The sequence below is a fragment of the Streptomyces coeruleofuscus genome (genome assembly GCF_039532725.1).
Taxonomy (GTDB): domain Bacteria; phylum Actinomycetota; class Actinomycetes; order Streptomycetales; family Streptomycetaceae; genus Streptomyces; species Streptomyces coeruleofuscus.
On record NZ_BAAASE010000001.1, the window covers coordinates 1,076,456 to 1,090,161 of the forward strand.

At 70.5% G+C, this 13,706-nt stretch carries 11 protein-coding genes; 4 read left to right on the forward strand and 7 right to left on the reverse strand.

What is annotated here, in order from left to right:
- Positions 1-6: 6 nt before the first annotated feature.
- From ABFX81_RS04690 to ABFX81_RS04700, 3 genes are read right to left on the reverse strand one after another with little or no spacing between them, the layout of a single operon-like run.
- A complete protein-coding gene (locus ABFX81_RS04690; RefSeq protein WP_086855078.1) occupies positions 7-1,209 on the reverse strand; it encodes an acetyl-CoA C-acyltransferase in 1,203 nt (400 codons plus the stop codon).
- Positions 1,206-1,850 carry a 3-oxoacid CoA-transferase subunit B gene (locus tag ABFX81_RS04695; RefSeq protein WP_086855077.1) on the reverse strand — a complete coding sequence of 215 codons (645 nt, stop codon included), beginning with the start codon at positions 1,848-1,850 and terminating at the stop codon, positions 1,206-1,208. Before ABFX81_RS04695 ends, ABFX81_RS04690 begins: the two co-directional genes overlap by 4 nt.
- Positions 1,850-2,605: a CoA transferase subunit A gene (locus tag ABFX81_RS04700; protein WP_346137649.1), complete on the reverse strand. Its 756-nt coding sequence runs from the start codon at positions 2,603-2,605 to the stop codon at positions 1,850-1,852. Before ABFX81_RS04700 ends, ABFX81_RS04695 begins: the two co-directional genes overlap by 1 nt.
- Positions 2,606-2,813: 208 nt before the next feature.
- On the opposite strand from ABFX81_RS04700, the gene ABFX81_RS04705 reads away from it, so the two are divergent.
- Positions 2,814-3,278 carry a MarR family winged helix-turn-helix transcriptional regulator gene (locus ABFX81_RS04705; protein ID WP_086846700.1) on the forward strand — a complete coding sequence of 155 codons (465 nt, stop codon included), beginning with the start codon at positions 2,814-2,816 and terminating at the stop codon, positions 3,276-3,278.
- A 16-nt stretch (positions 3,279-3,294) separates the two neighbouring features.
- On the opposite strand, the gene ABFX81_RS04710 is transcribed toward ABFX81_RS04705, so the two are convergent.
- The gene (locus ABFX81_RS04710; protein ID WP_086846702.1) at positions 3,295-4,299 is read right to left on the reverse strand and encodes a DUF3048 domain-containing protein; all 1,005 of its coding nucleotides are present in this window, start codon (positions 4,297-4,299) and stop codon (positions 3,295-3,297) included.
- A gap of 177 nt (positions 4,300-4,476) precedes the next feature.
- Here ABFX81_RS04710 and ABFX81_RS04715 point away from each other — a divergent pair, with 177 nt between their 5' ends.
- Complete coding sequence (locus ABFX81_RS04715; RefSeq protein ID WP_086846704.1) at positions 4,477-5,667, forward strand: alcohol dehydrogenase catalytic domain-containing protein; 1,191 nt, start codon at positions 4,477-4,479, stop codon at positions 5,665-5,667.
- 16 nt (positions 5,668-5,683) lie between these two features.
- On the opposite strand, the gene ABFX81_RS04720 is transcribed toward ABFX81_RS04715, so the two are convergent.
- Complete coding sequence (locus ABFX81_RS04720; RefSeq protein WP_346137650.1) at positions 5,684-6,748, reverse strand: ATP-dependent DNA ligase; 1,065 nt, start codon at positions 6,746-6,748, stop codon at positions 5,684-5,686.
- Between the two features lie 74 nt (positions 6,749-6,822).
- On the opposite strand from ABFX81_RS04720, the gene ligD reads away from it, so the two are divergent.
- Complete coding sequence (gene ligD / locus ABFX81_RS04725; protein WP_346137651.1) at positions 6,823-7,854, forward strand: non-homologous end-joining DNA ligase; 1,032 nt, start codon at positions 6,823-6,825, stop codon at positions 7,852-7,854.
- Here the strand turns inward: ligD and ABFX81_RS04730 are convergent.
- Positions 7,841-9,982: an OmpL47-type beta-barrel domain-containing protein gene (locus ABFX81_RS04730; protein ID WP_346137772.1), complete on the reverse strand. Its 2,142-nt coding sequence runs from the start codon at positions 9,980-9,982 to the stop codon at positions 7,841-7,843. The genes ligD and ABFX81_RS04730 overlap by 14 nt on opposite strands.
- 47 nt (positions 9,983-10,029) lie before the next feature.
- On the reverse strand, positions 10,030-12,507 hold the full coding sequence (locus ABFX81_RS04735) for a ThuA domain-containing protein (protein WP_346137652.1): 2,478 nt from the start codon (positions 12,505-12,507) through the stop codon (positions 10,030-10,032).
- 189 nt (positions 12,508-12,696) lie between these two features.
- Between ABFX81_RS04735 and ABFX81_RS04740 the strand changes: the two genes are divergently transcribed.
- Positions 12,697-13,674, forward strand: coding sequence for a multicopper oxidase domain-containing protein (locus ABFX81_RS04740; RefSeq protein ID WP_086851831.1), 978 nt, complete (start codon positions 12,697-12,699; stop codon positions 13,672-13,674).
- Positions 13,675-13,706 lie beyond the last annotated feature (32 nt).

Genomic DNA, 13,706 nt, shown 5'->3' on the forward strand with positions numbered 1-13,706 from the left:
GATCGCCTAGCGTTCCAGGACGAGGGCGAGTCCTTGGCCCACCCCGATACAAAGCGTGGCAACACCGACACCGCCGCCACGCCGGGCAAGCTGATGGGCAACTGTGCCGGCGAGCCGGGCCCCGGACGCACCCAGCGGATGCCCGAGAGCGATCGCACCACCCTGCGGATTGAGAATCGCGGGATCGAACTCGGGCCACTCGGCCACACATCCCAGCACCTGCGCCGCGAACGCCTCGTTCAGCTCCAGCACGGACAGGTCGTCGAACCCCTTGCCGGCCTTGGCCAGCGCACGGTTGACGGCCTCGACGGGAGCGAGCCCGAAGTAGTGCGGGTCGGTCGCCGACACACCCGTCGCACGGATCCGGGCCAGCGGCTCGCGCCCCGTCGCCTTCAGCCCCTCCTCATCCACGAGCAGCAGCGCCGCCGCACCGTCGTTGAGCGGCGACGCGTTGCCCGCCGTCACCGTGCCGCCCTCCTTACGGAACGACGGCTTCAGCTTGGCCATCGCCGCCAGGGAGGCATCCGGACGGACGCTCTCGTCGGCGGCGAGGACGACCGGGTCGCCCTTGCGCTGCGGAATCGCCACGGGGGCCAACTCGGCGTCGAACAAGCCGGCCCGCTGAGCCTGTGCGGCCTTCGCGTGCGAGGCCAGCGCGAACTCGTCCTGCTGCTCCCGGCCGATCTTGTGCTTGTCGGCGATGAGTTCCGCGCTCTCGCCCAGCGGGATCGTCCACTGCGGCTCCATGCGCGGATTGACCATGCGCCAGCCGAGGGTGGTGGAGTACAGCTCGGTGTGCCCGGCCGGGAAGGGCCTGTCGCTCTTCGGCAGGACGTACGGCGCCCGGGTCATCGACTCGACCCCGCCGGCCAGCGCGATCGAGGCGTCGCCGAGCGCGATGGCACGGGCCGCCTGGATCACGGCCTCCAGGCCGGACGCGCACAGCCGGTTGACGGTCACGCCCGGCACGGAGGTGGGCAGGCCCGCGAGCAGGGCGGCCATCCGGCCGACGTTGCGGTTCTCCTCACCGGCGCCGTTGGCGTTTCCGAAGTACACGTCCTCGATCCGCGCCGGATCCAGCTCCGGTGTACGGGCGAGGAGTTCGCGGATGGCGTGCGCGGCCAGGTCGTCCGGGCGCACGCCGGCCAGTGCGCCGTTGTAGCGGCCGATCGGCGTGCGGACCGCGTCGACGATGTAGACGTCCTTCACTTCACGCCCTCCGGCACGGTCAGTTCGGCGTCGGTCTTGGCGGCGATCTCGGCGGCGGTCACGCCGGGCGCGGTCTCCACCAGGAAGAGCCCGTCGTCGGTGACGTCCAGGACGCCGAGGTCGGTGATGACCCGGTTCACGCACCCCTTGCCGGTCAGCGGCAGGGCGCACTCGGTGAGGATCTTCGGGGAGCCGTCCTTGGCGGTGTGCGTCATGACGACGATGACCGTACGGGCGCCGTGCACCAGGTCCATCGCCCCGCCGATCCCGGTGATCAGCTTGCCGGGGATCGCCCAGTTGGCCAGGTCGCCCCGCGCGGACACCTGCATGGCACCGAGCACGGCCACGTCGATGTGCCCGCCCCGGATCATCGAGAACGACAGCGCCGAGTCGAAGTAGGACGCGCCCGGCAGGACCGTCACCGTCTCCTTCCCGGCGTTGATCAGATCCGGGTCGACCTGGCCCTCGGTGGGGTAGGGGCCCGTGCCCAGGATGCCGTTCTCCGATTCGAGGACGACCTCGACGTCCTCGGGGAGGTAGTTGGGGATCAGGGTGGGCAGGCCGATGCCCAGGTTGACGTACTGGCCGTCCCGCAGCTCCAGCGCCGCCCGCGCGGCCATCTCCTCGCGACTCCAGGCCATCAGGACCTCACCGTCCGCTGTTCGATCTTCTTGTCCGCCGCCTGCTCAGCGGTGAGCGCGAGCACCCGCTGCACGAAGATCCCCGGCAGATGCACCGCGTCCGGGTCGATCCGGCCGGGCTCCACCAGCTCCTCCACCTCGGCGATGGTGACCCGCCCCGCCATCGCGGCCAGGGGGTTGAAGTTCCGGGCGGACTTGCTGAAGACCAGGTTGCCGTGCCGGTCGCCCTTCGCGGCCCGGACCAGGGCGAAGTCGGTCCGGATGCCCCGCTCCAGCACGTACTCCGTCCCGTCGAACTCCCGGACCTCCTTCGCCGGCGAGGCCACCGCGACACCTCCGGAGCCGTCGTAGCGCCACGGCAGCCCGCCCTCGGCGACCTGCGTGCCCACCCCGGCCGGGGTGTAGAAGGCGGGGATCCCGGCGCCGCCGGCCCGGAGCCGCTCGGCCAGCGTGCCCTGCGGGATCAGCTCGACCTCCAGCTCACCGGCCAGGTACTGCCGGGCGAACTCCTTGTTGGCGCCGATGTAGGACCCCGTCACCCGGGCGATCCGGCCGGCGGCCAGCAGGACCGCAAGGCCCGACTCCATCGCCCCGCAGTTGTTGGAGACCACCGACAGCCCGGCCACCCCGCGCTCATACAGCGCCCCGATCAGCACGTTCGGGACACCGCTCAGCCCGAAACCGCCCACCGCGAGCGACGCGCCGTCCGGGACGTCGGCCACCGCCTCCAGGGCTGTGGCGACCACCTTGTCCATCCGAGAAGCCCCATCTCTTCCGAGCGTCCCGACCCAGATTTAGTCAGGGCACTGAGTATTTCCGCGAAGCATCTCTCACGCTGCCACCAGGACAGCAGGGCGTCAAGACCTGGGAAGATCGCCAGTCGGCGCCTCTCGCGGACGGCAGACAGTCCAGGAGTGGCCGGGTATTGTTCAGTGCACCAACGAAAACGAGCGAGGGGTGCACATGGCGGCGGCGGACCTCACCACCCACCCCGGGCACCTGGCCCGGCGGCTCCAGCAGGCGCACTACCTGCTCTGGAACACGATGGTCTCCGAGGAGATCACCTCGCCCCAGTACGCGGTCCTCAACACGCTCGTCGCCGAGCCCGGGCTGGACCAGCGCACGGTGGGGGAGCGGGTGGGCCTGGACCGGTCGACCATCGCCGAGGTGATCAGCCGGCTCGGCAGGCGCGGACTCCTCGACAAGGTCCGCGACCCGGAGGACGGCCGCCGATTCCTGCTGCGCCTCACGGAGGAGGGCGTGCGCACCCACCGCAAGCTGACCGTGCGCACCGCCCGGATGAACCAGGTGTTCCTCGCCCCGCTGACCGCCGAGGAGCGGACGGTGTTCTTCGACCTCATCCGGCGCGTCGCGGACGCGGCCGAAGGGCTGCGCAACCCGGGGGAGTCCCTGGTGGCGCCCGGCTGACCGGCGCGGCCCGCAGTCAGGACGCCTTGGCGTACACCACCCACACCTGGCCCTTCGCGAAGTTCACCGGTGTGCCGTCGCCGGTGCTGAACGCCGTGCCGTCTGCGGCGTCCTCGCGCTCCCAGTTCACGTCGTAGGCCCGCCCGTCGCGCAGCACCTTGGCTTTCCCGGAGCCCACCGTCTCGGTGTACGGCGTGTTGTTGCCGAGGAAGTCGCGGAAGCGGGACTCGCGCACCTTCACGTACTGCACGACGACCGTCGCGGCCGCCATCCGCTTCCCGTCGGCCGTCGTGGCGGGCGCGCCGTCCATGCCGACCAGCCAGCGGTCCCGGGAGTCCGACCAGGTGAAGGTGAAGCGGGCCGCCGGGTAGCGCACCGTCTGCGAGGCCGTCGCCGTGCCGCCGGCCGGGGCGGAGCCGTAGCGGAAGCCGGTGGTCAGGGAGGCCTGTCCCGGTGCTTCGGGAACGAGCCGCTCGGGCCGCAGGTAGAGGTTGTGCGGGGCGGGCTTTCCGGAGCCGCGGAAGTAGGCCTCGGAGGCGCTGCCCGGCGTCTCCGCCCGCAGCGGTGCGCTGTCGATCAGCGGCAGGAGCTTCTTCTGCGCGCCGGAGTAGGCGAGGACGGGCCGGTCGAACTGGCGCAGCAGCTCCAGATCCGACTCGCGCGCGCTGCGTACCGGGCCGACCGACTTCGGCAACTGCGTCGCGTACACCGCCATCAGCCGGCTCAGTCCGCCCTCGACCTGCTCCGCGTACACCACGTCCGCGGCGTCGAGGCCGGTGTGCGGCCGGGCCGCGGCGGCGTTGTCGAGCTTGACGGCGAGCACGGGGGGGCCGGTCGCCGAGGGCGATGCGCCCTGCTCCGACTCGCCGGCGGATCCCCGTCCGTCGTCGCGGGGGCCGCCCCCGCCGGTGCAGCCCGCCGCCAGGGCGGCCGTCACCGTGGCGGCCAGCAGCGCCGCCGTCGTCGCGGCGCGCCGACCGCGCGCCCCTCGTTCCCTGCCCACCGTCGCCACCGGCCTCATGTCATCGATGTGTCTTGATTGTGTACTTATATGTCCATCGATGGCTATACCCGGTTGTTTTTGACGGAGGATCTCCGCTTCGTCCGTCGATCGGCTCAAGGTTGCAGGGCGGGACGCCCGGGTACCCGGGCGTCGCCGAACCACCGACGCGCACGCTGACGGAGGGAGCGCGAGGCGATGAGGGCAGTGACCTGGCAGGGCAAGCGGGACGTCCGCGTGGAGAACGTGCCCGATCCGGAGATCCAGGAACCGACGGACGCGGTCATCCGCGTCACCTCCAGCGGGCTGTGCGGCTCCGACCTGCACCTGTACGAGGTGCTCACGCCGTTCATGACCCCCGGGGACATCCTCGGCCACGAACCCATCGGCATCGTCGAGGAGGTCGGCGCCGGCGTCCCGGACCTCCAGGCCGGGGACCGGGTCGTGGTGCCGTTCCAGATCGCCTGCGGCAACTGCTGGATGTGCCTCACCGGTCTGCCCACCCAGTGCGAGACCACCCAGGTCCACGGCGAGGGCATGGGAGCCGCCCTGTTCGGCTACACCCGCCTCTACGGCGCGGTGCCGGGCGCCCAGGCCGAGTACCTGCGCGTCCCACAGGCGCAGTACGGCCCGATCAAGGTGCCGGAAGGCCCGCCCGACGACCGTTTCGTCTACCTCTCCGACGTCCTGCCCACCGCCTGGCAGGCGGTCGCCTACGCCGACGTCCCGCAGGGCGGCAGTATCGCCGTGCTCGGCCTCGGCCCCATCGGCGACATGGCCTGCCGGGTGGCCCAGGTCAAGGGCGCCGGGCGGGTTTTCGGCGTGGACCTGGTCCCGGAGCGGCTGGACCGGGCGCGCTCGCGCGGCGTGGAGACCTACGACCTCAGGTCCTTCGACAGCGAGAAGGAACTGGTCGAGGCCATCCGCGACGAGACCGACGGCCGCGGCCCCGACGCCGTGATCGACGCGGTCGGCACCGAGGCCCACGGCAGCGCGGCGGCCAAGCTCGCCCAGCAGGCCTCGGCGATGCTGCCCCGCAAACTGGGCGGACCGCTCGCCGAACGCTTCAGCGTCGACCGCCTCGCCGCCCTCTACACCGCCATCGACCTGGTCCGGCGCGGCGGCACCATCTCGCTGTCCGGCGTCTACGGCGGCATGGCCGACCCGCTGCCGATGCTCACCCTGTTCGACAAGCAGATCCAGATGCGGATGGGCCAGGCCAACGTCCGCCGCTGGAGCGACGACATCATCCCGTACCTGACCGACGAGGACCCGCTCGGCGTCGAGGACTTCGCCACCCACCGCGTGCCGCTGTCGGAGGCCCCGCACGCGTACGAGATGTTCCAGCGCAAGCAGGACGGCGCGGTCAAGGTGCTGATGCAGCCCTGACGGGTCCTTGTGCGCTCTACGCGCCCAGGATCTCCGCCAGGTCGTAGCGGACCGGCTCCTGAAGCTGCGCGTACGTGCAGCTCTCGGCAGTCCGGTCCGGGCGCCAGCGGCGGAAACGGGCGGTGTGCCGGAAGCGCTGCCCGTTCTCCATGTGGTCGTACGCCACCTCGGCCACCCGTTCCGGCCTCAGCGGCACCCACGACAGGTCCTTGCGGCCCGACCAGCGGCTCGGTGCCCCGGGCAGCCGGGCCTTCTCGTGGGCGGCCTCCTCGGACCAGGCCGCCCACGGATGCCCCTGGACATCGTTCATGCGCAGTGGCTCCAGCTCCTCCACCAGCTCGGCGCGCCGCTTCATCGGGAACGCGGCGGACACGCCCACGTGCTGGAGGGTGCCCCGGTCGTCGTACAGGCCGAGCAGCAGCGAGCCCACCACGGGGCCGCTCTTGTGCAGCCGGTACCCGGCGACGACCACATCCGCCGTCCGCTCGTGCTTGATCTTGAACATGGCGCGCTCGTCCGGCCGGTAGCGCACGGTCAGCGGCTTGGCGATGACCCCGTCCAGGCCCGCCCCCTCGTACTGCTCGAACCAGCTGCGCGCCACCTCGATGTCGGTGGTCGCCGGAGCCAGGTGCACCGGCGCCGCCACCCCCGACAGCTCCCGTTCCAGCAGCTCCCGCCGGTCGGTCAGCGGGACGTCCATCAGCGACTCGTCCCCCAGCGCCAGCAGATCGAAGGCGACGAACGAGGCCGGTGTCCGCTCGGCCAGCATCCGCACCCGCGAGTCCGCCGGGTGGATCCGCTCCGTCAGCGCGTCGAAGTCCAGATGCCCCTCCCGCGCGATCACGATCTCCCCGTCCACCACCGAGCGATGGGGCAACCGTTCCCGCACGGCTGTCACCAGCTCGGGAAAATACCTGGTCAGAGGCTTGCCGGTACGGCTGCCGAGCTCGACCTCGTCCCCGTCGCGGAAGACGATCGCCCGGAACCCGTCCCACTTCGCCTCGTACTGCATGCCGACCGGGATCGCCGCCACGGACTTGGCGAGCATCGGCAGCACAGGGGGCATCACCGGCAGATCCATGGTCCGATTCTGCGCCCTTACAGCCAGGTACGCCCGATGTGCGAGGTGTGCGGGGTACGCCTACCGTGGCTCGCATGGGTGACGCGGTGGAACTGGAGGTCGGCGGTCGGACCGTACGGCTGTCCAGCCCGGACAAGGTCTTCTTCCCCGAGCGCGGTTTCACCAAGCTGGACCTCGCCCGCTACTACCTGGCCGTCGGCCCCGGCATCCTGCGCGCCCTGCGTGACCGGCCCACCACCCTGGAGCGCTACCCCGAGGGCGTGACCGGCGAGAACTTCTTCCAGAAGCGGGCCCCGAAGAACATGCCCGACTGGATCCCGACCGCGCACATCACCTTCCCCAGCGGCCGCAGCGCCGACGAGATGTGCCCCACCGAGGTCGGCGCCGTGGTGTGGGCGGCCCAGTTCGGCACCCTCACCTTCCACCCCTGGCCGGTCCGCCGCGGCGACGTCGACCGCCCGGACGAGCTCCGCATCGACCTCGACCCGCAGCCCGGCACCGACTACGAGGACGCCGTCCGCGCCGCCCACGAACTACGGGCCGTACTCGACGAGTTCGGCGGCCTGCGCGGCTTCCCCAAGACGTCCGGCGGCCGGGGCCTGCACGTCTTCGTGCCCATCGAACCCCGCTGGACCTTCACCCAGGTCCGGCGCGCCGCCATCGCCGTCGGCCGGGAGATGGAGCGGCGGATGCCGGAGCAGGTCACCATCAAGTGGTGGAAGGAGGAGCGGGGCAAGCGCATCTTCATCGACTACAACCAGACGGCACGCGACCGCACGATCGCCTCCGCCTACTCCGTGCGCCCCCGCCCGCACGCCCCCGTCTCGGCGCCCCTGCGCTGGGACGAGGTGGGGGTCGCGCACCCCCAGGACTTCGACCTCGCGACCATGCCCGCGCGCTTCGCCGAACTCGGCGACGTGCACGCGGACATGGACGACCACCGCTACTCCCTGGAGGCCCTGCTCGACCTCGCCCGCCGCGACGAACACGACCACGGGCTGGGAGACCTGCCGTACCCGCCCGAGTATCCGAAGATGCCGGGGGAACCGAGGCGGGTACAGCCGAGCAGGGCCAGGAAGACGCCCGGAGGGCCTACAACTCCTTGATCCGGATGTCGCGGTACGAGACCACGTCCGTCGTGCCGTGCACCTGGAGCCCGATGTAGCCGGAGGCGAACCGCCGCCCGTCCGTGCCCGGGTCGTCCGAGCGCGGCGGAGTGAACTGCTGGCCGCCGGTGTTGTCGAACTCGTTGATCAGCACGCCGTTGCGGAACACCGAGTAGTGCTGGCCCTCCACGCGGATCTCGTAGTCGTTCCAGGTGCCCTTCTGCGTCACGCCCGCGCCGGCCAGCCCCACGCGGTCGAAGCCGTAGACCGACCCCGTCTTGTACATGTCGCCGTCGGGCCGGTCGAGCACCTGCACCTCGTGCCCGTACTTGATGGCGACCCACTCGGGCCGGGACTCCTCCGGGTGGTCGTGGACCCACGGGAAGCGCACGAAGACGCCCGAGTTGGCGTTGCCCGTGCCGGGAGCGTCGTCACGCCACTGGAGCTTCAGCGAGAAGTCGCCGTACTTGCGCTGCGGGAACCACAGCATGCCCATGCCCGGTGTGGTCGTGCTGGAGGTGATCGTCCCGTCCGGGTTCAGCCCGAACGAACCGCCGCCCACCTGCTGCCACTTGGCCAGGGACTCCGCGCTGCCGTCGAAGATCGCCCGGTAGCCCTCGGTCTGCCCCGGCTTGCCGATGCCCGACTGGCGGGCGGCCTTGCGGATGGCGTTGTACTCCCGCTGGTCGATGACCCCTTCCTTCAGCAGGCGGTCGAGGACGGACGTCACGTGCTTGAGGAACAGCGCGTGGGACGTCCACTCCTTCTCGTCCTCGATCAGCTCGCCGATCCGGCAGCGGTTGTCGGTGACCCGGTTGCGCACGCCCGAGTCGACCGTGCCGACGATCACCGTCAACCGCTCGTCGTACTCCGGGCAGTCCGGCGCCGGCACCTGGCCGGAGACGACCGTGAAGGTCACCGTCAGGGCCGCCGAGGTGTTGCCGGCCTTGTCGGTCGCGCGGTACGCCACGGTGTGCGCGCCCGCCCGGTCGACCACGACCGGAGCCGTGTACGCCAGGTACGGCCCGCCGTCCAGCGAGTACTCGATCTTCTCGACGCCCGAGCCGTGCTCGTCGGTCGCCGTGACGGTCACCCTGGCGCTGTTGACGTACGCCCCGGCGGAGTTCTTCGTGCCCTCCACGGTCACGCCCGTCACCGGCGGGGTGGTGTCCTGCGGCGGAGCCGCCACCACCGTGAACCGCACGCTCTTCTCGGCCGCCACGTTGCCCGCCTTGTCGGTGGCGCGGTAGCGGACGGTGTGCGCGCCCACCTGGTGCACCATCACGGGCGCGGTGTACGGCTGCCAGGCGCCGGAGCCGACCGCGTACTCGATCGTGTTGACCCCGGAGCCCGTGTCGGACGCGGAGACGGTGACCGTCGCCATGTCGATGTACGCCCCGTCGGCGTCGCGCTCGCCGCTCACCGTCGCCGAGGTCTCCGGCGCGGTCGTGTCGTCCGACTGCGGCGCCACCACCGTGAACGAGGTGCTCTTCTCGGCGGAGACGTTGCCCGCCTTGTCGAAGGCGCGATAGCGGACCTTGTGGGCGCCGACCTGGTCGACGACGACCGGCGCGGTGTACGGCTGCCAGGCGCCCGCGTCGCCGATCGCGTACTCGATCTTCTCGACGCCCGAGCCGCCCTCGTCGGTGGCGTGGATCGCCACGCTCGCCGAACCGACGTACTCGCCCTGCGTGTTCTGCGTGCCGCTCACGTGCGCCGACGCCTCGGGCGCCGTCGTGTCCTCGCCGGTGCCCTCGGTCACCACCAGGATGCCCTGCATCTGACCGTGGCCGGGGATGGTGCAGTGGTAGAAGTACCGGCCGGGCGTGAGGGTGACCTGGGCGGTGTGCTTGCCGCCCTGGGCGTCGTTCGGATTGGCCAGGATGTTGAGCTGCACGTCGTTGTTGAACTCGGGATCACTGGTCACGAACGTCAGCGTGTGCGGCATGCCCGTGGTGTTGCCGGTGGCCACGCTGTTCTCGAACACGATCGTCGCGCTGCCTGCGACCGCCGTCTTCGGCGCCGAGAGGTACTTGTCGATGTCGTTGCCGGCCGTCCAGGTGAGGACCTGTTCGGCGGCCGGAGCCTCCGTCTGCCCGGCGGCGGGCATCGCCTGCACTCCGAGCATCACGAGCAGGGCGGCCAGCAGGGCGGCCCAGATTCTTCGTTGCCGGATCACTCGGTCCCCCTCGCCAGCCGACCGGCGGCCGGGGTCGGCCCGCCGCCCTTGTAGGTGACCCGCCACAGGGCCGACTTGGAGTCCGAGGTGAAGAAGCCGCGGCCGTAGTCGAGGACGTACAGCGCGCCGTCCGGACCGAACTTCCAGTCCATGAGGTTCTTGATGCCGTCGTTGCCGATCGGCACGATCTTCTTCAGCGACTCCGAGTGCACCGGCAGACCGCCGTCTCCCTGCGTCTTCGGGTCCATGAGCACCGCGTTGCGCGGCTGGTCGGCGTCGTAGAAGTCACCGACGAACCACTTGCCGTCCCAGTACGCCGGCCACTTGACGGCACTGTCCGCCGCGACCGTGTCGTACCGGTAGACCGGCCCGTTCATCGCCGCCTGCCCGCCGCCCTTCAGCCAGGGCAGCCGGTACGTCGCCTCATCCGGCTTGTACGACGGGACACCGTTCGCGTCCCGCGGGTAGTCCGGCGCGCCACCCTGCGGCGAGTACCAGATGTTGTTGCCGGTGACCGGCGGCAGGTTGACCAGACCGTCGTTGTTCGGCGACTCGTTCTTCGGGCGGTCGCAGTCGTACCAGCCGAGCGGCTGGGACGGGTCCGGCAGATTGCGGTCCCGGTAGGGCTGCTTGTTGCCCATGCAGTACGGCCAGCCCCGGTTGCCCGCCTTGGTGATGGCGGCGAACGTGTCGTACTTGGCCGGACCCCAGGTCGTCGAGGGCGCGCTCGCGTCCGGGCCGACCCAGCCCGCGTAGAGAACGTCGGTCGACTCGTCGACGAAGATGCGGGCCGGGTTCCTGACCCCCATCACATAGATCTCGCCGCGTGTCTTGCCGCCGCCCTCGTCGGTCTCCTTCCCGGTGAAGAGGTTGCCCTCGGGGAGCGTGTACGTCCCGTCCGGCTCCGGGTGGATGCGCAGGATCTTGCCGTTGAGGTTGTTGGTGTTGCCGGCCGTGCGGCGCGCGTCCGCGAAGGAGACGCCCTTGTAGTTCGGCTGCGGGTTGTTGCCCGAGTAACCGCCGCTGAACCCGCTGGAGTTGTTGTCACCGGTGGCGATGTACAGGTTGCCCTTGGAGTCCCAGGCCATCCCGCCGCCCGAGTGACAGCAACTGTGGATCTGCACCGGCCACTTCAGCAGCACCTTCTCGCTGCTCAGGTCCAGCTTGTTCGTCGCCTGGTCGAGCGTGAAGCGGGAGACCCGCCGCTCGGCCATCCGCGTGTCGCGGTTGATCTGGCTGTGGGGCGTGTAGTGCAGGTACACCCAGCCGTTCTGCTCGAACCTCGGGTCCAGCTCGATGCCGAGCAGCCCCTCCTCGACCTTGACCAGCTCGTCGCCGCCGCCCTTGTTGCCGAAGACGGTCAGCGCTCCGGCCAGGGTGACCTGCTTGGACTTCGGGTCGTAGACGTGGATCTCGCCCTTGCCCTTGCCGATGTCGGGGTTGTTCCAGTCGGTGACCACGGGCTGCGAGGAGTCGGCGCCGCCCCGGCCGATGTAGAACACACGGCCGTCGGGCGCGGTGACCAGCCCGTGCGGCTCGCCGATCTGGTCGTTCCGCCCCGGCTGGTTGGGCTTGGTCAGCCGCTCCGCCGCGTAGTTGGCGTTGATGGTCGCCTTGCAGTCGGCCTGCTCAAGACGGGTGGTCCACATCAGCGCGCCCCGCAGATGGGCACGGAAGTCGGCCTCGTCGTACGACGACACCGTGCCGCCCATGCCGGTGTAGAAGGAGCGGCCGCCGTCGTAGTCACGGCACCAACTCACCGGGTGATCCCAGCCGTTGGCGCTCGTCCCCGGCTGGTACGTCGACTCCCGGACCCGGGCCACCGTATGGACGTCGCCCGACGGGTTCTTCACCCAGTTCAGCCACTTGTCGGGGCGCTTCCACTGCACCGGCACGTCCTTGGTGGCCGGGTGCCTGCGGTCGCCGGCCTCGACCGTCGCACGCTGGACGGCCGCGGGGCTCGACCCGGCCGGGCGGGCCCCCACCAGTCCGGTGAACCAGTCCGAGTACGGCTCCGCTCGCGCCGCGTCATGGACGCCGACGAACCCGCCGCCGGCCTCCATGTAGGCCTCCAGGCCCGCCTCCTGCTCCGCGTCGAGGACGTCGCCCCCGCCGGTCAGGAACACGATCGCGTTGAAGCGGCCGAGTTTCGTCTCGTCGGTGAACACCGAGGCGTCGTCGGTCGCCTGGACCTTGAAGCGGCGGTTCGCCGGTCCCGACAGCCCGATGTCCTCGATGGCCTCGATTCCGGCGTTCACCACCGGCGACTCGTCCCCGGCCGCCGCGGAACCGTGGAAGATCAGCACCCGTACATTCGCGCCGCCCGGCGGCGACTTGATCGACATCGTTGTCAGCGGGGGCTCCGGATACGGGCCCGCGTTGGCGGGCCCCGCCAGCAGTCCGGCGGTCACGACCCCGGCGGCCACGGAGGCCGCCCAGACACGTCTTCCCTTGCTCAACCCTCGTAAGTGCATGGGCACCTCCACGGTCACAGCAACACCGCCAAGGAAGCTAAACCCCTTTGCCCGGCTCGCCAATACCTATGACCGTGATGGCTCCAACTTTGTCTTGAGTGTGGATAAACGGGAGTGCGGCCGGTACCGTCTCACGGGTTCATCACAGGTACGTCTCCGTAAAGGCCTTACCAGGGTGGGGAGTTCCGCATGGACAGACGCAGCTTCAACCGGCGGGTCCTGCTGGGGAGCGCGGCCGTCGCGACATCGTTGTCCGTGGCGCCGGAGGCCGTCAGCGCGGCCGGACCGGCGAAGACGGCACCGGCCGGGGGCGAGGTGAGACGCATCAAGCTGTACGCGGAGAAGCTCGCCGACGGGCAGATGGGCTACGGCCTGGAGAAGGGCAAGGCGACCGTCCCCGGCCCGCTGATCGAGCTCAACGAGGGCGACACGCTGCACATCGAGTTCGAGAACACCATGGACGTGGCGGTGAGCCTGCACGTCCACGGCCTGGACTACGAGATCACCAGCGACGGTACCAAGCTGAACCGCAGTCATGTCGAGCCGGGCGGCACCCGCACCTACACCTGGCGCACCCACGCCCCCGGCCGTCGCAAGGACGGCACCTGGCGGGCGGGCAGCGCGGGTTACTGGCACTACCACGACCACGTCGTCGGCACGGACCACGGCACCCAGGGGCTCCAGAAGGGCCTCTACGGCCCGGTCATCGTCCGCCGCAAGGGCGACGTCCTTCCGGACCGCACGCACACGGTCGTCTTCAACGACATGCGCATCAACAACAAGGCGCCGCACTCCGGGCCCGACTTCGAGGCCACGGTGGGGGATCGCGTCGAGTTCGTCGTGATCACGCACGGCGAGTTCTACCACACGTTCCACATGCACGGTCACCGCTGGGCGGACAACCGCACGGGCATGCTGACCGGCCCCGACGACCCCAGCCAGGTCATCGACAACAAGATCACGGGTCCTGCCGACTCGTTCGGCTTCCAGGTGATCGCGGGGGAGGGGGTCGGCGCCGGCGCCTGGATGTACCACTGCCATGTGCAGAGCCACTCCGACATGGGGATGGTCGGCCTGTTCCTGGTGAAGAAGCCGGACGGGACGATTCCCGGCTACGACCCGCACGAGCACGGGGAGGAGCCGCCGGGGGGCGGCCACGACCACTGACGGGCGCGTGAGCCCGGGCACTCTCCGGTCAG